The organism is Cyanobacterium sp. T60_A2020_053, from assembly GCA_015272165.1.
Lineage (GTDB): Bacteria > Cyanobacteriota > Cyanobacteriia > Cyanobacteriales > Cyanobacteriaceae > Cyanobacterium.
The window spans coordinates 1-22,012 of sequence record JACYMF010000055.1; the positions used below are offsets into that span (position 1 = coordinate 1).

Annotated in this window: 17 protein-coding genes; 7 read left to right on the top strand and 10 right to left on the bottom strand. The window is 38.5% G+C overall.

Features of this window, described 5'->3' with window-relative positions; translation table 11 throughout:
* Window positions 1-151: 151 nt before the first annotated feature.
* On the bottom strand, window positions 152-1,114 hold the full coding sequence (locus IGQ45_07455) for a ribose-phosphate pyrophosphokinase (protein ID MBF2057048.1): 963 nt from the start codon (window positions 1,112-1,114) through the stop codon (window positions 152-154).
* Between the two features lie 299 nt (window positions 1,115-1,413).
* Between IGQ45_07455 and bioD the strand changes: the two genes are divergently transcribed.
* A complete protein-coding gene (bioD, locus tag IGQ45_07460; protein ID MBF2057049.1) occupies window positions 1,414-2,076 on the top strand; it encodes an ATP-dependent dethiobiotin synthetase BioD in 663 nt (220 codons plus the stop codon).
* 236 nt (window positions 2,077-2,312) lie between these two features.
* Here the strand turns inward: bioD and lepB are convergent, their stop codons facing one another.
* Window positions 2,313-2,894 carry a signal peptidase I gene (gene lepB / locus IGQ45_07465; GenBank protein MBF2057050.1) on the bottom strand — a complete coding sequence of 194 codons (582 nt, stop codon included), beginning with the start codon at window positions 2,892-2,894 and terminating at the stop codon, window positions 2,313-2,315.
* A 454-nt stretch (window positions 2,895-3,348) separates the two neighbouring features.
* On the opposite strand from lepB, the gene gatA reads away from it, so the two are divergent.
* The 5 genes from gatA to IGQ45_07490 all read left to right on the top strand — a co-directional run bounded on the left by gatA (window position 3,349) and on the right by IGQ45_07490 (window position 11,681).
* Window positions 3,349-4,794, top strand: coding sequence for an Asp-tRNA(Asn)/Glu-tRNA(Gln) amidotransferase subunit GatA (gene gatA, locus IGQ45_07470; GenBank protein MBF2057051.1), 1,446 nt, complete (start codon window positions 3,349-3,351; stop codon window positions 4,792-4,794).
* A gap of 259 nt (window positions 4,795-5,053) precedes the next feature.
* Window positions 5,054-7,738 carry a response regulator gene (locus IGQ45_07475; protein ID MBF2057052.1) on the top strand — a complete coding sequence of 895 codons (2,685 nt, stop codon included), beginning with the start codon at window positions 5,054-5,056 and terminating at the stop codon, window positions 7,736-7,738.
* Between the two features lie 20 nt (window positions 7,739-7,758).
* Window positions 7,759-8,760 carry a hypothetical protein gene (locus IGQ45_07480; GenBank protein ID MBF2057053.1) on the top strand — a complete coding sequence of 334 codons (1,002 nt, stop codon included), beginning with the start codon at window positions 7,759-7,761 and terminating at the stop codon, window positions 8,758-8,760.
* 288 nt (window positions 8,761-9,048) lie between these two features.
* A complete protein-coding gene (locus tag IGQ45_07485) occupies window positions 9,049-9,912 on the top strand; it encodes a shikimate dehydrogenase (GenBank protein MBF2057054.1) in 864 nt (287 codons plus the stop codon).
* Between the two features lie 173 nt (window positions 9,913-10,085).
* Complete coding sequence (locus IGQ45_07490) at window positions 10,086-11,681, top strand: NAD(P)H-quinone oxidoreductase subunit 4 (protein MBF2057055.1); 1,596 nt, start codon at window positions 10,086-10,088, stop codon at window positions 11,679-11,681.
* A 44-nt stretch (window positions 11,682-11,725) separates the two neighbouring features.
* On the opposite strand, the gene IGQ45_07495 is transcribed toward IGQ45_07490, so the two are convergent.
* The 6 genes from IGQ45_07495 to IGQ45_07520 form a co-directional block, all read right to left on the bottom strand.
* On the bottom strand, window positions 11,726-13,024 hold the full coding sequence (locus IGQ45_07495) for an aminopeptidase P N-terminal domain-containing protein (GenBank protein MBF2057056.1): 1,299 nt from the start codon (window positions 13,022-13,024) through the stop codon (window positions 11,726-11,728).
* A 201-nt stretch (window positions 13,025-13,225) separates the two neighbouring features.
* Window positions 13,226-14,311, bottom strand: coding sequence for an alanine dehydrogenase (gene ald, locus IGQ45_07500; protein MBF2057057.1), 1,086 nt, complete (start codon window positions 14,309-14,311; stop codon window positions 13,226-13,228).
* A 133-nt stretch (window positions 14,312-14,444) separates the two neighbouring features.
* Window positions 14,445-14,933, bottom strand: coding sequence for an acetyl-CoA carboxylase biotin carboxyl carrier protein (gene accB, locus IGQ45_07505; protein ID MBF2057058.1), 489 nt, complete (start codon window positions 14,931-14,933; stop codon window positions 14,445-14,447).
* A 75-nt stretch (window positions 14,934-15,008) separates the two neighbouring features.
* The gene (efp, locus tag IGQ45_07510) at window positions 15,009-15,569 is read right to left on the bottom strand and encodes an elongation factor P (protein MBF2057059.1); all 561 of its coding nucleotides are present in this window, start codon (window positions 15,567-15,569) and stop codon (window positions 15,009-15,011) included.
* A gap of 250 nt (window positions 15,570-15,819) precedes the next feature.
* Window positions 15,820-17,601, bottom strand: coding sequence for a serine/threonine phosphatase (locus tag IGQ45_07515; GenBank protein ID MBF2057060.1), 1,782 nt, complete (start codon window positions 17,599-17,601; stop codon window positions 15,820-15,822).
* Window positions 17,602-17,867: 266 nt separating this feature from the next.
* Entirely contained in the window at window positions 17,868-18,251 is a 384-nt protein-coding gene (locus IGQ45_07520; protein MBF2057061.1) for a hypothetical protein, read from the bottom strand.
* Between the two features lie 154 nt (window positions 18,252-18,405).
* Here IGQ45_07520 and IGQ45_07525 point away from each other — a divergent pair, with 154 nt between their 5' ends.
* Entirely contained in the window at window positions 18,406-20,706 is a 2,301-nt protein-coding gene (locus IGQ45_07525; protein MBF2057062.1) for an ATP-dependent helicase, read from the top strand.
* Between the two features lie 8 nt (window positions 20,707-20,714).
* Here IGQ45_07525 and IGQ45_07530 read toward each other — a convergent pair whose 3' ends face one another.
* On the bottom strand, window positions 20,715-21,488 hold the full coding sequence (locus IGQ45_07530; protein ID MBF2057063.1) for a sulfite exporter TauE/SafE family protein: 774 nt from the start codon (window positions 21,486-21,488) through the stop codon (window positions 20,715-20,717).
* 155 nt (window positions 21,489-21,643) lie between these two features.
* Complete coding sequence (locus tag IGQ45_07535; GenBank protein ID MBF2057064.1) at window positions 21,644-21,850, bottom strand: rhodanese-like domain-containing protein; 207 nt, start codon at window positions 21,848-21,850, stop codon at window positions 21,644-21,646.
* Window positions 21,851-22,012: the final 162 nt, after the last annotated feature.

The window sequence follows — 22,012 nt, forward strand, 5'->3', positions numbered from 1 at the left end:
CGATTTTTTTGTTGGTTCGTTTACATCCCCCGTTGATTTCAGTGGGTATTTTTTTTGTTGAGAAATTCAACGGGGGTCTTTCACTCACATTTCAAGATAAATACTAAAGAATTAAAAAAGCGCCCGTCACCGAGCGCCCGTCACCGTCATATTACCGGAACATGATACTTACCGAACTATCCTCATGGATACGCCAAATAGTCTCACCTAGTAAATTAGCCACGGAGAGGACTTTTAACTGAGGGAAATAATGATCAAGAGGTACAGGAATAGTATTGGTGACGATAACTTCTTCAAATACATCACTAGAAAGACGAGAAATAGCTGGACCTGAAAAAACCGCATGGGTAGCACAAGCATATATTTTCTTAGCGCCCTCCTTCTTCAGTAACCTAGCGCCCTCCAACAAAGTTCCGGCAGTGTCGATCATATCATCAACTAAAATGGCATTTTTGCCCTTCACATCACCGATGACATTCATCACTTCAGCCACATTATGAGCCTGACGACGTTTATCAATAATGGCGAGGGGCGCATCATCAAGTTTTTTAGCAAAAGCTCGGGCGCGCGCTACCCCTCCCACATCAGGAGAAACCACCACAAAATCATCCAAATTCTTTTGATTTAAGTAATCAAGAATTACCGGAGAACCATAAACATGGTCTAAAGGTATATCAAAATAACCTTGAATTTGGGCGGAATGTAAATCCATGGCTAAAACCCGATTAGCACCGGCTTCGGTGATGATATTAGCCACCAATTTAGCAGAAATGGACTCCCTCCCAGCGGTTTTGCGATCCGCCCTAGCATAGGCATAGTAGGGTAACACTGCGGTAATTTGCCGTGCCGAAGCGCGCCGACAAGCATCGATCATAATCAGCAATTCCATCAAATTATCATTAACAGGATTACAGCAGGGTTGAATCAAATAAACATCACACCCTCGAATGGACTCTTGGATTTGCACATATAATTCACCGTCAGCGAATCTTTTGCGAATCATGGGGCCTAAATCCATGCCTAGATAGCGCGCTACTTCCGTAGCAAGTCCTATGTTAGCCGAACCAGAAAATAATCTAAGACGATTATTGTCGGTGACTTGATGCTGTAACATAGGGCTGAGTGTTAAAGTGGGAGAACTACTCACGGCAAATTCTTTAACCTCGTAAGATTTAATAATATTAATACTTATCCTAGTCGATTTAGACTAGATTATGTTTTACTTCCGTATTCCACTTTACAATATATTTAGACTTTTGCTTCAACTAATTTTAATCACCTCTTAACTTTTCTGGATGTTTGGAGGGCGCTGGGGAGAAATTCAACGTAGGTTGGGTTGAGCTAACGAAACCCAACAGCAGGCGGGAAGGAATTACAACTCATAATTCATAATTCATAATTCATAACTCATTTATGACTACTTTATTAATTACAGCAACAGATACAGACGCAGGTAAAACTATTATTACTACTGCATTACGAGCTTATTATCATTACTACTTTCCGCAAATGTCCACAGGATTGATGAAACTACTACAAACAGGCGAAATAGGAGATGCTGAATTTTACCGACAATTTTTTGATGATGTAGTCATTCCTCAACGTTTCAGCGCCCCTCTCGCCCCTCCCATCGCCGCCGATTTGGAAGGAAAAACCATTGATATTGATCTCATTTGGCGAAATTATCAACAACTAGCCCAAACAAAAGATATAGTCTTATTAGAAACCCTAGGCGGTTTAGGCTCACCCGTTACCCATGAATTAACCGTTGCTGATATTGCCAGTAGTTGGGGCTTAGAAACAATTTTAATAGTACCTGTAAAATTGGGTGCTGTTGCTCATACCGTAGCCAATGTTGCCCTCGCGCGCCATCACAAAATCAAACTCAAAGGGATTATTTTTAACTGTGTTACCCCCTGTAGCCAAACAGACATAGAAAATTGGACACCCCAAAAACTAATCGAATCTCTCACCCAAACCCCTGTATTAGGATATTTTCCCTATCAAGAGAATCTCACCGATTTAAAACACCTTGCCCAACAAGTGGCAGACTATTTAGTAGTTGACGAAAAATAATTGATAACTGATGTTACGCAAAAAATAGAATTAATTGTTGGTGTCGCGGTGTTAGGTTAGAGAATTGACAAGAAACTTATCTTTATTGATCTTTTTCTTGTACAAGAGTCTATGGAGGGAAGGGTTTTAAACCTGAAACCTGCTACCTGAAACCTCCCTTAACTTAACATTTGAATCAGTGCGTAACGTCAGTTGATAATTAAGTATTAAAATTTCTTACTTTTTCCTTCTTCCTATCACTCAGCAGAATCAATAACGCCGAGACGATTAGGAGGCCAAAAACGCACCAGCGCCCTCCCCACTATTTTATCTTTCGGCACATAACCCCACATATGGGAATCATAGCTATTATTGCGATTATCCCCCAATACTAAATAATTATCAGGAGGCACTACCACCGGACCGAAATTGTAGGAGGGCGCTTCTTTGATATAATCCTCTTCAACTACTTTTCCGTTAACTGTCACAACTCGATCTTTAACCATCACTTCATCTCCCGGAATGCCAATCACGCGCTTAATAAAAGCCGAATTAAAACCCTCTTTTTGTAATGCTTCTGTGGCATTGAAAACAATAATTTCTTCCCTTTTTGGAGTGCGAAAACGATAAGTCATTTTTTCGATAATTAACTTATCATTAATTTGTAAAGTTGGCTCCATAGAAGAAGAAGGAATATAGCGCGCTTCCGCTACAAAAGTGCGAATGCCAAAAGAAAGAAACAAAGCAAGAATAATGGTTTGGACAACTTCCTTAATCACATTTTCCCCTTCTGGAGGAGTCTTATCGGTAGGATTTTGAGGGGTTAATTTTTCGGTCATGGTTATGATAAAGCTATTTTGCATTGACTATTCTATCTTAAAAGGGCAATGAATAATGGACAATGGATAATGATTAATTAACTTAGAGGATTTTATTTCAAGTTCGTTTGATTACTCATAAATCAATTAAAAATAATCTTAGTTCAATTTATTGAACGTAAAATCATTAGCCGTGTAATTCATTACACGGTGAGGAAATTGCGAAGATACAATCTTTTAATAACTAATTATCCGAACTTGATATTACAACACATTTCGGACGAATAAATCACGTTTTTTGTTTCTCGCAAAGGCGCGAAGACGCAAAGAGAGTCTTTGTGACAATCTAAAGTGTAGTTTAAGGAAATGAAAACTGCTGTAAGCCCTTGATTTATTCTTCCATAAGTAATAAGTCAGGAAAAGACGGTAGGGTTTTATAATTGAAGTTTGACAATTAAAAAAGCAAAATATATTTATGCCTTCTATTTCTAATTTACATCAACAACTAAAAAATAAAGAACGTAGCGCCCGAGAAATCACCGAAGAATATTTAACTATTATTGAACAACGAGAGCCACAATTAAAAAGTTTTTTGCATATCACTGCCGATTTAGCCCGAGACGGTGCGCGCCGAGTGGACGAGAAAATCAGTAGGGGCGAAGAAATTGGCATCCTTGAAGGTATCCCCATGGCCATTAAAGATAATATGTCCACCAAAGGTATTCCCACCACTTGTGGTTCAAGAATACTAGAAAATTTTAAACCTAGTTATGAATCCACCGTGACAGAAAAACTACACCAACAAGGGGCGATTATTCTCGGTAAAACTAACCTTGATGAATTTGCCATGGGAAGCTCAACGGAAAATTCTGCCTATCAAGTTACCGCTAACCCTTGGGATTTAACCAGAGTGCCGGGAGGCTCTTCTGGTGGTTCAGCCGCCGCCGTAGCAGGGGGAGAATGCGTCGTTTCCCTCGGTTCAGATACGGGAGGCTCGATCCGTCAACCAGCGTCTTTATGTGGCGTGGTGGGCTTAAAACCGACCTATGGTTTAGTTTCTCGCTTCGGGTTAGTGGCTTATGCTTCTTCTTTGGATCAAATTGGTCCTTTTGCCCAAACGGTAGAAGACAGCGCCCTCCTCCTTAGCGCCATTGCTGGGTATGACTCGAAAGATTCCACCAGTTTAAAAGTGGAAATCCCTGATTATACGCAATTTTTTAGCACCGATTTACAGGGTGTCAAAGTGGGTATTATTACGGAAACTTTTGGAGAAGGTTTAGATGCCGAAGTAGCCCAATCTGTCCATGACGGGGTTAAAGTATTAGAGGGGATGGGCGCTGTGGTTAAACAAATTTCTTGCCCTCGTTTTCGCTACGGTTTACCAGTCTATTACATTATCGCGCCCTCCGAAGCCTCTGCCAACCTCGCCCGTTATGATGCCGTTAAATATGGTTTACGGGAAGATAGTGAAAATTTACTAGAAATGTACACCAAGACACGGGCGCTGGGTTTCGGTAAGGAAGTAAAAAGACGTATCATGTTAGGCACTTATACCCTCTCGGCAGGTTATTATGATGCTTATTACCTCAAAGCGCAAAAAGTGAGAACTTTAATTAAACAAGATTTTGATCAGGCTTTTGCTGATGTGGATGTGTTAATTTCTCCCACTTCTCCCACTACGGCTTTTAAAGCTGGAGAAAAAACTGATGATCCTCTTACCATGTATTTATCGGATTTAATGACTATTCCTGTTAACCTCGCTGGATTACCCGGCATGAGTATTCCTTGCGGTTTCGATGGGCAAAATTTACCCATTGGTATGCAATTAATTGGTAATGTATTGAGGGAAGATATTTTATTTAAAGTTGGTTACGCTTTTCAACACGCTACCGACTGGCACACGAAAAAACCCATTTTCTAGGTAACGGATTGGGGAAGGAATGAATTATGAATTCTGAATTATGAGTTATGAAACTGAATGTTACGCAAAAATAGAATTAATTGTTGGTGTCGGGTGTCCCGGTGTTAGGTTAAAGAATTGACAAGAAACTTATGTTTATTGATCTTTTTCTTGTACAAAAGTCTATGGAGGGAAGGGTTTTAAACCTGAAACCTGCTACCTGCTACCTGAAACCTCCCTTAACTTTGCCCTTTTATCCTTTGCCCGTTGAAAAATCTAAATGTTTTTTCCTGCTTTATCTTCAAACTTGTCATTTTTGCGTTTGCCTGTGCGTTGGCTGAGGTTAATACCTTTTACCATTCAAGCCTCCCTAGTGGTTGGTTTAGTGGGCTATTTTTCCTATCGTAATGGCATGCAGACGGTGGAATATTTCGCTGATAACACCATGACGGATATTAGCCAGCGCACTTCACACTATCTTGACACCTATTTAGATAAAGCCCAAGCCATTAATCAACTTAATATAGAAGCCTATCAAACGGGGTTAATTGATTTAAAAGATCAAGAAAATTTAGCTCAATATTTTTATCATCAAGTTAAACAATTTGACTTTGCTTATGTTAATGTGGGGGGCGCTGATGGTAGTTTTACGGGCGCTGGTTATGTCAATCGTTGGGCAAAAGAGTTAGAAATTGTTTTGATGAAATCATCTCAACCGGGTGATTTAGTCATTCACAATACGGATGACGAAGGAAATATACTAGAAATCAAAAAAATTATCAAAGATAGCAAAATTTTACAAACATCTTGGTATCAAGATGCCGTCAACGCTAAAGAGAGTATTTGGAGTAATATTTATTTTTGGGGCGATGAAGAAGCTAACCACATGATTAGTATATCCACCAGCGCCCCTCTCCGTGATCAAAATAATCAGTTAATCGGAGTATTTGGCGTTGATATAGAATTAGGGCAGATCAATCAATTTTTAGCCCAAATTAAAACCCATCCTCAACAACATATCTTCATTATCGAGCCATCGGGGTTAATGGTTGCCAACTCAGAAAACGTAGTTAATAGCTTATTTTTAAACGGAAAAGGCGAGAGATTGTCAGCTTTAACCGTTGATTCACCACTAATTAATGAAGTTAGTCAAGAATTATTACAAAAATATGGACAATGGCAAAATATTCCTCCCGAAATAATCCGTTTATCGAATCAAACCTATGTTAAAGTGACACCCTATCAAGATGAAGGGGGATTAAATTGGTTAATGGTGACGGTAATCCCTCAATCTGCTTTACAGGGAGAATTAGGGCGCAATCTCTCCTTTACCCTCGTCATGACTGGCACGGCTTTGATTTTAATGGCTTTTTTGGGGGTAATAACTTCCAAACGTAATCAAAATCTACCCGGTGTGATTTATAAATATGTGAAGGGCGCTGATGGTAAAGATAAATTTATCAGTGTTAGTGAAAAATGTCACGAACTTTGCGGTATTTCCGGCGAATCTCTGCTTAAATCTAGCGATGTATTTTGGCAAGGAATCCACCCCGATGACATCTCCTTAGTTAAAGACAACATGGAAAAATCGGCTAACACCTTACAACCATTTCAGGGTGAAGTGCGCCTCAAAATGCCCGATAATAATTACCGTTGGTTTGAAGCCGCTGCCATTCCCAGTAAACAAATTAACGGTGACATTATTTGGGAAGGTTTTTTAATCGACATCACCACTCGCAAAGAATCAGAAATTGCCATCAAAGAAGCCAAAGAAAAAGCAGAAAGGGCAACTCAAGCCAAAAGCCAATTTTTAGCTAACATGAGTCACGAAATCCGCACTCCTATGAATGGAGTTATCGGTATCATTAAACTACTAGAAGATACTCCCCTTAATGAAGAACAACAAGACTTAGTACAAACGATCCGAGATAGCGGTGAAACTCTTTTAACTGTTATTAATGATATTCTTGATTTTTCTAAAATCGAATCAGGTAATTTCACCGTTGAAAATCACATCTTCAATTTACCCCAAGTGATTGATTCTATCACTAAATTATTTGAACAACAAGCACTTCAAAAATACATTGATTTTCGCACCAAAATTGAATCATCTATGCCAGAAATGGTGCGAGGAGACTGCACCCGTTTACGGCAAATTTTACTTAATTTAGTAGGTAATGCCATCAAATTTACTAATCAAGGTGAAGTTGTCTTAACCATCGGCGCGCGCCGTCTCAACCATAATCAACAAGAATTATTTATTAGTATTCAGGATACTGGTATTGGTATCGCTGAAGATCGCATTTTTCTTTTATTCAAACCCTTTACCCAAGCGGATAACTCCATCAGTAGGCAGTTTGGTGGCACAGGATTAGGCTTGAGTATCAGTAAAAGTTTAGTTAAGCTGATGGGGGGGAAAATTTGGGCAGTGAGTAACGGTAAAATTGGCGGTGATCCTCCTGAAAATTGGCAGTATAATCAAGATTATCAACCCTCAGTAGGTTCAACTTTTTATTTTAATATCATAGTAGAAACCGTTGTAGAAGTAGAAATCAATCATTCTCCGTCTTCTGCACAAAATCAAACTAATAACGAGGGAAAAGACACTAACTTAACCATTCTTCTTGCCGAAGATAACCGGGTTAATCAAAAAGTAGCTTTGTTAACCCTAAAAAAATTAGGCTACACCGCTGATGTTGCCTGTAATGGCAAAGAAGTATTAGCAAAACTTGATAAGATACCCTATGATGTAATTTTGATGGATATGCAAATGCCCGAAATGGATGGTTTAACCGCCACTCGCAAAATTAGGGAAGAATATCAACATCAACCATATATTATTGCTTTGACAGCTAATGCGCTGGATGGAGACGCTCAAATTTGTTTTGAAGCGGGAATGAATGACTATATCAGTAAACCCTTGCGCCTTGAAGTTTTACAAAAAGCCCTCAATTTTAAAATTTAATGTAATACGGAGAGAGTATTATGAAAACCAAAGAAAATCAAGCAAAGCAAAATAGTTGGTGGAGTCGCCCTCTTTGGGGAGAATCATCTTTTGTAAATTGGTTCACAGAATGGCTAAAAAGTCTTAATTATGCAAAGGAAGAAATACCAGAAAGTACCGTAATTATTTATCAAGATTCTCTTCGTCAAATGAAAAATATCGGGGCGCTAATGCGCACCATTGACAGCGAAAAATTTACGGGGAGAGAATTTATTAGTTTTTTATCCATTAATGCCCAAGTTAGCAAAGATCAAGGTGCTTTTGAGGGTTTAAAAAGTAGTTTAGACTTGTTACGGGTAGCTTTAGAAACTAAAGATAGTTTTCTCAAAATTGAGCAAACAGAAAGTCGTTATCGAGGTTATGCACAACAGGATTTTTATGACTATGTTTATGAACTTTTACAACAAGATTTAGACATTTCTGAGTTTAAAAAACTTGTAGAAGTGCAAGTGGCTCAAATCATTCCTAAAGTTAAAACTGAAGAAGGAAAAGCGGCTATTCAATCTTATTGCAATCAGTTAGATATTCTCTCTAAAGATAGGTTAGGTTTAAAATTATTAGCACTTTTTAAAGAATATGACCTCAGTAATTTTTCTTTATTAAAAACTGTAGCTGAAATTGCTGATAGTTTCTATGATAAAAATCTTAATAGCCTCAAAGAATTTATGGTAATTGTCCAAATTAATACAGAAATTTTCGTCAAATTAGGGCAGATTATTAAAGTTCCTACTGCTAAAAATACTCCTCAAACCTATGCTCTCTTTTTACAATATATTGCCATGAGAAATAGACATCAACAGTCTTTTGCTCAATTTCAACAGTTAGTTGTACTCTTGAAAGATTGGGTAAGATTTTATCAGCCATTAATAGCAATTAGAAAGGAATATCCCCCCGAAGATTTTAAGCAACCTAAAGTTTTTGAGGAGGAAATACCGGGATTAGTTATCTATGAAAAATATGAACAATATTTGAATGCTTTGTAAATTTAGGGGACTTCCCATCAGGTTTCCACCTTTGAAAAGCAGAGAATTTGCAAAGTGGGTATCAAAACGCTTTGCCCTCACCCCTAACCCCTCTCCCATAGGAGAGGGGAGTAATATTTTATAATAATTGATTAATTAGTAATTTAAAACCTCTTAATTTTAGACTGTTAGCTAGTTTGAGAAAATGACAATTTTAAGAATGCAAACGCCCTGCTTGAAAAGGGAAGATTTTTATTTGGTTTTAATGGTAGTGTTATTTCTTTTGATTTTATAGAATTATTAATAATGATATTAAAAATTACGGGTAAAACAAAATTGTTAGGGATTATTGGTGATCCTATTGAGCATTCTTTATCCCCTATTATTCAAAATCGGGCGCTAGAATTGAAAGGCTTAGATTATCTTTATGTGCCTTTTGCGGTGAAAGGAGAAGATTTAGCAACGGCTTTAAATGGTTTTTGGGTGACGGGTATTCACGGTTTTAATGTAACGATTCCCCATAAACAGGCGGTTATGCCTTTATTAAAGCATATTTCCCCCAGCGCCCTCCTCATCGGTGCAGTCAACACGGTGTGGCGCATGGCGGATGGTTGGCATGGCACAAATACCGATATAGATGGTTTTATGGCGCCTTTGCAAAGGTTAAATCGCTGTTGGCAGGATATTTCCCCTTTAATTATCGGTAATGGTGGGGCGGCGCGCGCCGTAGTGGTGGGGTGCGCTAAATTAGGATGTAAAAATATTAAAGTAATCGGGCGTAATCAAGAAAAGTTAGCACAATTTAAAGATAGCTGGGATTATGCCCAATTAAATGCGCCCATTGATATTTATACTATGGATCAATTACCTAGTTTAATTCCTGCTAGTGAGTTAATTGTTAATACTACTCCCATGGGAATGTCACCCCATAGCGCCCTCAGCCCTTTATCATTATCTGAGATTAAACTATTATCATCATGCCATATTGTTTATGATTTGATTTATAATCCTAGCCCTACTTTATTATTACAACAGGCACAACAACAGGGTGCTACTATTATTGATGGTACTGAAATGTTAGTACAACAAGGCGCAGTGGGTTTTCAAATTTGGACTGGAGAAACACCACCCCTCGAAGAAATGGGAAGGGCGCTGGGGGATTTTCTTCATTAAATGCAAGAAAGGGACAAAAGATATGGAATTGAAAATAAAAAAATAATGACTTCTTCACTGCTTCCATAGTTCCATATCCTAAAATCTTAAGATTTGCTCTTCATAGTAGGCATTTGTAACAAAACTTAATATAATAATAGTGTAATAAGTATAAGTTACTAGCAATTATGTTTATTAGTGAATTTCCATATCTTACAGCAATGATAGCTTTACCGTTGGTGGGCGCCCTTGCCATTCCCCTTATCCCCGACAAATACGGTAAAAATATCCGCAATTATACTCTTATCATTTCTTTATTAAACTTTGGCTTAATCGTTTACGGCTTTTGGCAAAATTTTACCATCGGCATTACCGACTTACAACTACAAGAATCCTATAACTGGTTTCCTGAAATTGGATTGCGGTGGGCGCTGGGAGTAGATGGCATCTCTATGCCCTTGATTATTCTATCAGGATTAATTTCTACCCTCGCCATCCTCGCTTCATGGCAAGTGCAAAATAAATCAAAACTATATTACTTCCTATTATTAGTTCTTTCCAGCGCCCAAATCGGAGTATTTGCCGCCCAAGACTTATTATTATTTTTCTTCATGTGGGAATTAGAATTAGTTCCCGTTTATATTTTAATCTCCATTTGGGGTGGTAATAAACGTCTTTATGCCGCCACCAAATTTATTTTATATACTGCCTTAGCCTCCATCTTTATCCTTGTATCAGGATTAGCCTTAGCATTCTATGGCGATAACTTCACCCTTAATATTACCGAATTAGGCTTAAAAGAATATCCTCAAACCCTAGAAATCTTAGCCTATATCGGTTTTCTTATTGCTTTTGGCGTAAAATTACCAATTTTTCCTTTCCATACTTGGCTACCTGATGCCCATAGCGAAGCCTCAGCGCCCGTCTCCATGGTTTTAGCGGGGGTTTTGTTGAAAATGGGTGGTTATGGTTTAATTCGGTTCAATATGGAAATTTTACCTGATGCCAATATTTATTTTGCCCCATTATTAGTAACATTAGGGGTAATTAACATAGTTTACGGCGCATTTACTGCCTTCGGACAAACCAACCTCAAACGCCGTTTAGCATCCTCATCTATCTCACACATGGGTTTTGTCTTAATCGGTATCGCCTCTTTCACCGATTTAGGTATGAATGGAGCTATGCTACAAATGTTATCCCATGGTTTAATTGCTGCCGCTTTATTTTATCTCTCTGGAGTAGCTAAAGAGCGCACTCACACCCTCATGATGGATGAAATGGGAGGTTTAGCAAAAGTAATGCCCAAAACCTTTGCACTATTTACCATCGCTTCCATGGCTTCTTTAGCATTACCCGGTATGAGTGGTTTTGTCAGTGAATTATCAGTATTTCTCGGTATTGCTCAGAGTGACGCTTACAGTGCTACTTTTAAAGTAGTTGTGACTGTGTTAGCAGGAGTAGGTTTAATTTTAACCCCTATATATCTACTCTCTATGTTGAGAGTCGTCTTCTACGGCAAAAAAGAAAATAACTTGAACTTACCAAGTTTTGGGGTTGATGCTCAACCGAGAGAAATTTTTATCACCGTCTGCCTAATTTTACCTATCATCGGTATTGGTTTATATCCCAAAATGATCACGAACACCTATGACTCAGATACCGTGCAGGTAGCAAGTAAAGTAAGATCATCTTTAGCAATTATTGCTCAACAAAAAGTATCTCATCAAAGTGATGTAACCTTGGCAGATACCGAAGTTTTATATGCCCCTAACATTGAGCAAAATTAATCTTACACGAATAAGGGGCTTAAGCCCCTTGCCTTCCTTGTTTATTACTTTGGCACACCTGCCGTTAACACTTCATTACCAGTAGTGGTAACTAAAACATCATCCTCAATTCTCACGCCAATACCCTTCCAATAGTCAGGGATTTCCGGTTGTCCTTCTGCGGGGGTAATATAAGGTGAAATATAAATACCCGGTTCTACCGTAATCACATTACCCACCTGAAAACCTTGCCAGTTTTCCTTATCAGTCTTGTAAATTCCAGCATCATGAACATCTAAACCTAACCAATGCCCTGTACCGTGCATATAAAATGGTTTATATTTTTTCTCTTTAATAATTTCCTCAGTATCACCCTTTAATAGTTTAAGGTCTTTTAACCCTTCTACTAAAATTAGTACTGCCTTATCATGATACTGGTCATAAGTGTTACCTAGTTTCACTTGTGCCATAGCGCCCTCCTGCGCAGCCAAAACTAAATCATAGATAGCTTTTTGTTCGGGGGAAAAATCACCACCGATGGGAAAAGTGCGGGTAATATCACCATTATAGTAACTGTAACTAGCGCCCGCATCAATTAACAATAAATCCCCTTTGTGCATTTGCCGATTATTTTCAATGTAGTGCAACACACAAGCATTAGCACCCGATGCCACAATGGAAGGATAAGCAGGACCATCAGCCCCTAAAATGCGGAAGGTATGCTCAATTTCCGCTTGAACTTCGTATTCATAGCGCCCCTCCTCGGCAAATTCTCTGGCGCGGTGATGAGCTTTTACTGATATTTCCGTAGCTTTTCTGATTAACTCAATTTCTGAAGCACTTTTTACCAATCGTAAAGGATGTAAAACAAAATTACTATCTTCCAAGGATTTTGGTCCATAACCTCGCTTCGGATAAGTAGCTAGTAATTTTTGCCAGTGATTAATAATGACTTGATTAAACCCTGTATCACGTCCCAGATGATAATATAAACGTTGTCCTGTGACGAGATATTCTGATAACTTTTCGTTTAATTCATTGATAGGATAAACCACATCAGCGTGAAAATGATCTTTAGCGCCCTCCACCCCGACTCGATAACCGGTCCAAATTTCTGTACTTAAATCTTTCGGTTGAACAAATAAAATGTATTGATGCTCGTCATGATAAGGAGCAATCACTGCCACCGCTTCCGCTTCGTTGAATCCCGTCAAGTAAAAAAAATCGCTATCTTGACGATAAACATATTCTACATCATTGTGCATGACTGCGGTAGGGGCGCTACGAAATACCGCTACCCCATCCCCTATTTTCGTCATCAGCGCCCGTCGCCGTTGCTTATATTCCTCTTGAGTAATAATCATTTAATTAATTACTTAACATTTCTTTATCTTTTATTCTAGTGATTTTTTGTACTCAGAGGTGTAAAAAAGGACAAAGTTAAAAGGACAAAGGGTTAAAAAAGGGAAAAGTTAAATTATTCATTACCACCCGTTGTCTCCTTGTCATCCTGTCTCCTTGTCATCCTGTCTCCTTGTCATCCTGTCTCCTTGTCATCCTGTCTCCTATCGGGGTAAATCGGGAAAAACCTGTTGCACTGCCGGATGTACAAGACGATAATGATGAACATTTAAACCCAAAGCGAGGGAAGCATCCTGTTTCAGCGCCCCTATGCCCTGATTAGCCAATTTGACCACATAAGGCAACGTACTATTATTTAATGCCTGAGTAGCAGTGCGAGGCACAGCGCCCGGCAAATTAGGGATACCGAGATGAATTACGCCCTCCTCCACATAACTAGGATTACTATGGGAAGTAGTGCGCAAAGTTTCAATACAACCACCCTGATCCACCGCCACATCAAGGATAACCGAACCAGCGCCCATAGTTTTCACCAAGTCTCTGGTAACGAGGAGGGGCGCTTTTTTCCCCGTAATTAACACCGCACCGATTAACAAATCAGCGCCCTTCACCGCTTGAGCCACCGATGGAGTATTACTATAAAGTAATTGTACCCGTGAACCAAAAAGGCTCTCTAAGTAGCTTAGACGGTCAACATTGACATCTAAAATAGTCACTTGAGAGCCCATGCCTACGGCAATTTTAGCCGCCTCTGTGCCGACAACACCGCCCCCTAAAATGACAATTTGACCTTGGGGAGTGCCGGGGATGCCTCCTAATAAAATGCCCTTGCCCCCTTGCTGTTTTTCGAGGTAGCGCGCGCCAATTTGTACCGCCAAACGACCGGCAATAATACTCATGGGGGTGAGTAGCGGTAAGCGCCCATCAGGTAATTGCACCGTTTCGTAAGCAATAGCTGTTACGCCACTTTTCAGTAAAATTTCCGTTAAAGTGCGATCGGCAGCGAGGTGAAGATAAGTAAATAAAATTTGTCCTTGTTTGATCAAGGGATATTCAGACGGTAAAGGCTCTTTTACTTTTACCACTAAATCTTGATCCCAGATGGTTTGTTGATCGGTAATAGTTGCCCCTGCGTTTTCGTAGGCTTCATTGCTGAAACCAGCGCCCTCCCCTGCTTCACCTTCCACCCAAACTTGATGATTTTGATCAGTGAGAATTTTTACACTGCTGGGAGTCAAAGCAACTCGAAATTCTCGATCTTTGATTTCTCTAGGAATACCTATTTTCATAGTTTTTTAGTGGCTTTATCGAATAATAAAGGGTTTAAAACCCCGTCTTTTAAAAAGTGACTAAATTTAATGGTAGTCCAAGCTATCTTTAAATTTACCTTTGCCCTTTGCCCCTTGCCCTTTGCCCTTTTTATCAAGTGGCAATCCAGAATAAAGTTTGACCATATTCAACGGGTTCGCCATTTTCCACCGCAATTTCCACTATTTGCCCGTTAAATTCCGCTTCAATTTCGTTCATTAACTTCATAGCTTCAATGATACATACTACACCACCCACAGCAACTTTATCTCCCACTTCCACAAAAGGAGCATCTGCGGGCGCTGAAGCTCGATAAAAAGTTCCCACCATAGGGGAAGTAATCTCTTTCCAATTATCCCCTCGTTGATTACCATTAGTGGGTTTTTCTGGTTCTACGGGCGCTGGTGTTGGTGTTTCTATTACTGCTGGAGTTGCGATGGTTGGGGGGAGGGGCGCTGGGCTATAATTAGCAGGAAGTATAACTTCCCCTTTACTTTTATTAATAATTAATTCAAAATCGCCCTCTTTGATGGTTAACTCAGTAATATCAGTGGTGGCAATGGCGGTAATAAATTCTTGTAATTGCTTAAAATCTATTGGCACTGTTAATTTATTTTAATCTAAAGGTTTTTAATATCTAGTTAGGGTTTATTTTAAACCAAACCAGAGTAACACATTTTAGTTTTCTCTACCCAAATAAGTATCAGTGCGAGTATCCACTCTAATTTTTTCCCCAATGGTAATAAATAAAGGTACCATCACTTGAGCGCCCGTCTCCAATATAGCTGGTTTTGTGCCACCGGTGGCGGTATCTCCTTTGACACCCGGATCGGTTTCCGTTATTTCCAAAACTACGGAAGTTGGTAACTCTACATCTAACACAGTATCATTCCAATAAAGAATATTTACTTCCATTTCTTCCCTGAGATATTTTCCTCGGTCACCAATTTGAGCTTCTGTGAGATTGATTTCCTCAAAAGTTTCCATATCCATAAACACATATTGATCTCCTTCTTTGTAGGTGTGTTGCATGGTACGTTTTTCGAGGTTAGCTTGAGGCACAGTTTCTCCAGCACGGAAAGTACGCTCCATCGTGCTACCAGTTTGAGCATTTTTTAATTTAGTCCGCACAAAAGCAGCGCCCTTCCCCGGTTTAACGTGCAAAAACTCTACTACTTTCCACACGCTACCATCTAATTCAATACTTACTCCCGGACGAAAATCATTACTAGAAATCATACTGGTTCTTTTTTTATCAAAATCTTAACAATGATGCTCAAAAACACCTATAGTATATTCTCTCAAAATGGCACAATAGGCAACAACTCTATTCAAAAGGGCAAAGGGCAAAGTTAAAAGGGCAAAGGTAAAAAAAAGTCTGCTAAATAAATGAAAACCCTTTGTATAAAAAGGCTTTAAGCACAATTATTAATTCTACATTCTAAATTCTACATTACCATCACCACTCCACTTTTTCAGCACCACCTAATTATAAGATGGGGTTTTTCTGCTCCAAATTAGGTTGAACTTTAACCCGTGCTAAGACACAGGTAATATTATCGTGACCATTAACTTGATTAGCTAAATCGATTAAATGCCCAGCGCCCTCATCCAAATTTGCTTTAGAACTGATGAGAGGTAAAAGCACATTTTGCCAATTATTTTCTAATAAATTATTATCCGATAAACCATCAGAACAAAGTAAAAATAAAGTATCTTCTTTTACTTCTAAATAATTAATGTCAGGGTTAACAAAACTGTTGTCACGAGGTCCGAGGGCTTGAGTTAATTGGTAAGCATCTGGGCGCGAAAAAGCCATTTGTGACTCAATTCCTTGCTTAATTTCCGCTTGGGCAACGGAATGATCTACGGTTAACTGTTCTAAACCCCATTTTCTCGTCACTCGATAAATACGACTATCTCCCACATGGGCAACTGCCACTTTTGTCCCTTGTATCATGGTCATTACTAAAGTCGTTCCCATACGCCCAGCGCCCATCGTGCCTTTCGCTAAATTAGCTTGATAAATAGCCTGATTAGCTTTATAAATGCCCGTATTAATGACTTCTGGGGTGGGTAATTCATCTCCCCAGTTGTTACGGAAAAAGTTATATAGAGTTTTCACGGCAAGGGCGCTGGCCACTTCCCCTCCCGCATGGCCTCCCATGCCATCACACACAATAAACAGCCCCTTAGCGTTACAGTGTACCCCTTGAGGTGTTTCCCTTGTTTGAATAGAAGTATCGATGGCGAAACAATCTTCATTATGTCCTCGTTTCATGCCAATATCGCTCACCCCTGAATCATTGAGACTCAAAAGACGCATGGGTAAAACCACTGTAGGCTGTTCATCAATATCAGCAGTTTCATTAATCATCGTGGCTTCTCCTTCGTCATCTGATTCGTCAAAATCAAATTGAGAAGTGAGCTCATTTAACTCATCTTCGGGAGGAATCAAAAATTCTTGATCTTCGCTATCCCCTGTGAAAAAGTTGTATTGAGCTTCTTCTGTCAGGGCATCAAGGGTGGCACGTAGTTGTTTGATGTCGTCGATTTCGCCGTTTTCTACTTGCATCATTACTTCTCCCATGGCTTCCGCTTCTGGGCGCTGAGTTTGTTCTAAAACAATCGCCCAACTTTCTACTAATTGCCTCAATAGTGGGGGATTATCAGGGTGATCGAAATATAGTTTATTAATTTCTAATTGCCCATTATTTATTCCTAAATTATCCAAATGTAAAAGACTTTGAGCACATTTGAATTTGAGAAAACTTTTCCAGAGTTTGGCAATTTTTTGTAAATGTTCATAAACATCATTGGTGTTAGCATCTCCTGTGGATAGGTAGGAGTGAAAATTTTGCCAATTTTCATCTTTCTGGGCAATAATGACAAATTCTTGTTGGTGGCTATCTTGCCAAGCATCGAATAAATCTGGGACGATGGGTGCGTGTTCGGTCAGGGTTAGGTAGGGAAAAGCTAGACCGGGGATTCCTGCCTCAATTAAACTTTGTTTATCAAATTCCGTTACTTTTTCTAAGTTTTCGTCAAGAGAAAATCTTTCTTCTGGTTTGGTATCGACTACAATAATTTGATAGTATTTTTTTTCCCCCAACTGGGCAAAGGGTTTGAGAATGTCATCATCATTCATCAAAGCATAACGGCTGGTATTTTCTTCCCCTTTTAGGCTAGAGAAGGGTAATACGGGGGGGTGAAGGGCGCTGGTACTAAAAACGCACTGATACAAGTTTAAGTTGTCTGGGCTTATGGACATATCGATCTTCGCTGTTTGAGATATTATTTATTATAGTTATCTATTGTCAATCTGAAACATGAATTTTTGCTAAAGGGCAACGAAGGCTCTCTTATTTTGAGTATGATAAATTATTGGTTGGTATCGGGCAAAGGGCAAGGGGATGTGCGCCTTTTATTAACCCTTGCCTATCTGAAATATAAAGAGAAGACACCCATTAAATTTCTCAATAAAAACTACTAAAATTAACGGGTAATGAAGCCTTATTTTTTGAAGATGTTTAATGATCAAACACCGATAAATAAACGATGAGGACAGGCAGCGATTTGGTAATCTGGGGTTAAATGCTCTCCTTCTACACCTCTAGCGATACCGCGCATTTTTCTAAGCGCATTAATAGAAGATGTGCAGTCACAGCCGAATAACTCAATGGCGCTATCGCTTTCTTCTTCCGTAAACTCAATAATTAAGTCGCCATATTCATTTCTTTCTAGGTAGGGAAATTCTTGCTCAATTTCTTGATTATTGGTGTTAGCAATTACGGTGGGAGTATTTTTGAATTTAATTTCAACTGCTTTAACTTCGCTGGGTTGGCTAAAATTAATCAATAATGAGGCTACCACTAAAGGGCTTGTAAGTACAAATGTTTTGAATATTTGCTGAGGATTCATAATATTATTGTTTAGTAGATTTTACCCCTGATTCTAGCGCCCTCCACCGTAAAAATGATAAGGAGATGGGAAGCAGGGGAAGCAGAGGAAGCAGAGGGAGATAATTAATAGTTTTTCATAATTCATAATTCATAATTCATAATTCATAATTCCTATGATTAATTTCGATCAAAAAATCCAAGAGTTAACGAAAAATTTACGACCGGGACAAGATAAACTGGCGCAATGGACATCAGGTAAAATGGCTGTAACTGCGGTGCCGGGCGCTGGAAAGTCTCACAGTTTGGCAGTGGCAGGGGCGCTGACTATTGCGAGGCAAAAACTTAATAATTATCGTCAATTAATGATTGTTACTTATACTCGTTCTGCTACTGCTAGTATTAAGGAAAAAATTATTAACAATTTAAACTATTTACAGCTTCCTCCCGTCGGTTTTTCTGTGCAAACTATCCATAGTTTAGCTCTAAATATTGCTTCTAAATATCCTCAATTATCTGGCATTGATCTTAATAATAGTCGTCTTTTTTTTCCCACTTCTAATCATCATTTAATTACCGCCACCATTGATAATTGGGTTAAGGATAATCCCTCTCTTTATCAAACTTTAATCGAAGGTTTAGAAGACTTTGCTGGAGAAGAATCGGAAAGGTTGCGCCGTCAAGGTATAGTCATTAAGGACATTTTACCTAATTTTGTGAAAACTGTAATTGCGGAAGTGAAATCTTCTGGTTTGACGGCTGAGAATTTGGCTAATTATGCTCACTATAGCAAAGATTATTACCAATTAATTTCCATTGCTAGTGGTTTATATCATCATTATCAAGCCTTAACTAAAGAGCGTAATTTGATCACTTATGATGATATGATTTTAGGGGCGCTAAGGGTGTTAAAAAACCCTGAAGCTCGAAAAATTGAACAAAAGTTAATTTATGGTGTTTTTGAAGATGAAGCGCAAGATTCTAGCCCTTTACAAGGGGAATTATTAACCATACTCGCCAGTGATTATGATAACCCTCATCTTGAGCCTAATTTAGTACGAGTGGGCGACCCTAATCAAGCTATTAATTCTACTTTTACATCTGCTGACCCTATTTATTTTAATCATTTTTGTGATCAATGTGCGCTTTCTAATCGCTTAGTGACTATTCCTCAAGCTGGGCGGAGTGCGCTGACTATTATTAAAGCAGGGAATCGGGCGCTGGAATATATAAACCAAATTCGTAATGACGATAATACAGATAGTTTAACGGAATTACCTTTCCGTCACCAATTTATCGAACCAGTAGGCAAAAACGATCCACAAAAAAATGCCAATCCTCAGCCGATGGGTAAAGGTGTAGAAATTGTTTACACAGATCATCTTTATGATACTGTAGAAAAAATTGGACAAAAAATCGAAGATTTATTCAATACAAAAGATGATAAAAATAACTCTTTAGCTATTTTAGTTAGAGAGAGAAAACAAGGTAAATTTTTATTGAATCATTTAAGTTATCTTCGAGATAAAATCGGCATTGAAGTTAGGTTAATTGATGATAAAACAAATTATTCTTATGTACCTGAAGAAATTTTAGGGTTATTACAATTTTTAGATACTCCCCATTCTGAAGAATCTTTTTTACAATGCTTAAAGATATTACAAGAAAGAGAGATAATTTTTTTAGAAAATATTGATTTTATTAGTGGTTATGCAGAGCAACTTTTTGAATCAGACCCTTTAAAAACAGAAATTAATCAACAGGAAGAAAAGGCAAAAAAACTATTAATTATGCTGTTACAAGCAAAGATGCAAATTAATTCTTATCGCCTTATTCCTTATCTTGCCATGGTTTTAAATTATAACCGAGGGGAATTAGCCACCAGTCATAAACTTAACCAAAAAATTGAACAAGAAATTATGGGTAAAGTTTCCCTAAAAAGCATGATTTCGACTTTAAAGAATATTATTAATAATGAAACTTTTGACTCCATAGAAGCAGATGAAAATGAGGATAATCCTGAAAGTATTTACACTCGAAAAGGGCAAGTAACTATTATGACTATGCACAAATCAAAAGGGCTAGATTGGGATTATGTCTTTTTGCCTTTTTTAATTGAAAAAATGATACCCGGAGAACTTTTTATTAGTAAAACTCGTGCATTTATAGGTGATTTTGACTTAGTAGAAATAGCAAAAGCACAGTTAAGATATTTAATTCATCAAGATAAATTAAACGGTAAAATTGAGGGTTATTTGGATAATAAAGAAGCATGGCAACAGGCAAATACTCTCAAGAAAAATGAAGAATATCGTTTATTGTATGTGGCAATGACGAGGGCAAAAAAATTATTGTGGATGGGCGCTGAATTAGAAAGTCCTTTTAGTTGGTCATTTTTTGAAGATAATGGTAATACTACTAACTTTAAAGCATCTCCATCTTGTCCAGTATTACCAATTTTAAAGAAAGAGTTGTAACATTATCATCACCGAACAATTAAAACAAAAATAGCCACAGCGAGGACAAAAAAACCAAAACCTTTTTGTAAATATTGAGGGTCAATTTTTTTACTCAACCATGCACCCAAGATTATACCAACACTCGCAGCGCCCGTCAAACCAATGGTTACACCCCAATTCATGTCAACCCCACTGGATAAGTAACCGAGGAGGGCGCTGGTAGAATTACTGGCAATAATTAGTAAAGATGTACCGACAGCTTGTTTCATGGGAATACCACCCACCAAAACTAAGGCTGGAATGATTAAAAATCCCCCTCCAACTCCCACAAATCCGGTTAAAACACCCACAATTAACCCTTGAATAATAGTGAAAATAATTTGCTTAGTTCTATTTTTAGCTATATCTGAAGGCTGATCAACTTTTTTAGCGCCCTTCTGACTTTTTCTAATCATAAAGATACTTGCCATCAACATCACAACTCCAAAAGCCACCAGTTGAATAGTATCGGTAATAAATGGTAATTCTGTGATTTTTGCCCCGTAAAAAGCCCCAATCATCGCTGGAGGAATAAAACTAAGCGCTACAGGTAAATTAACGTTACCTTGTCGCCAATGGGGAATCATGCCGATAATACTCACAAATCCTACAATAAAAAGACTTTGGGCAATGGCTTCGCGCGCTTCTATACCCATCACATAACGTAAAATTGGTACAGCTAAAATCGAACCACCGCCACCAATTAAGCCTAAACTTAAACCAATGGCAACGGCGAAAATTAATCCAAATATTAAACGCATATTAATTCGGGCTTAATGAAAAAGTGAAGTGGTGAGGAGAGGTGTCAGGCTTCGGGTGAAATGTTTATAAATTAAAGAGTTAAGCCAAATCGTTATTTATCATAAGTTGCATACAACGTCCCTACGTTAATAATAAAATACACAATTATTTTTGCTTACCTACTGACAATGGGTAAATTAGCGTCTTGCCAAGCCTCAATACCTCCCAACAATTCCGTAACTGATTTCATCCCTTTATCAATGAGTTGTTGTGCCGCTTGATGAGACCTTTTTCCTGAGCGACAATAAACTACAACGTTATCATAGTAAAGTAATTCTGAAGCGTTAAATTGCGATAATGGCTTAAGAATAGCGCCCTCAATATATCCTTGTTGATAATGAACTACGCATTTCCGCTACGCTGAGAAATGCGTTTCTGACGCTTCTTCGCCCCAAGTTGCCTCATGCTTCCGCACTCAGTAGAGCTTGGCGACTCTGCGTCTAAAGAGGCACGTTCCATACCCCTGATATAGTTTTCTATGACC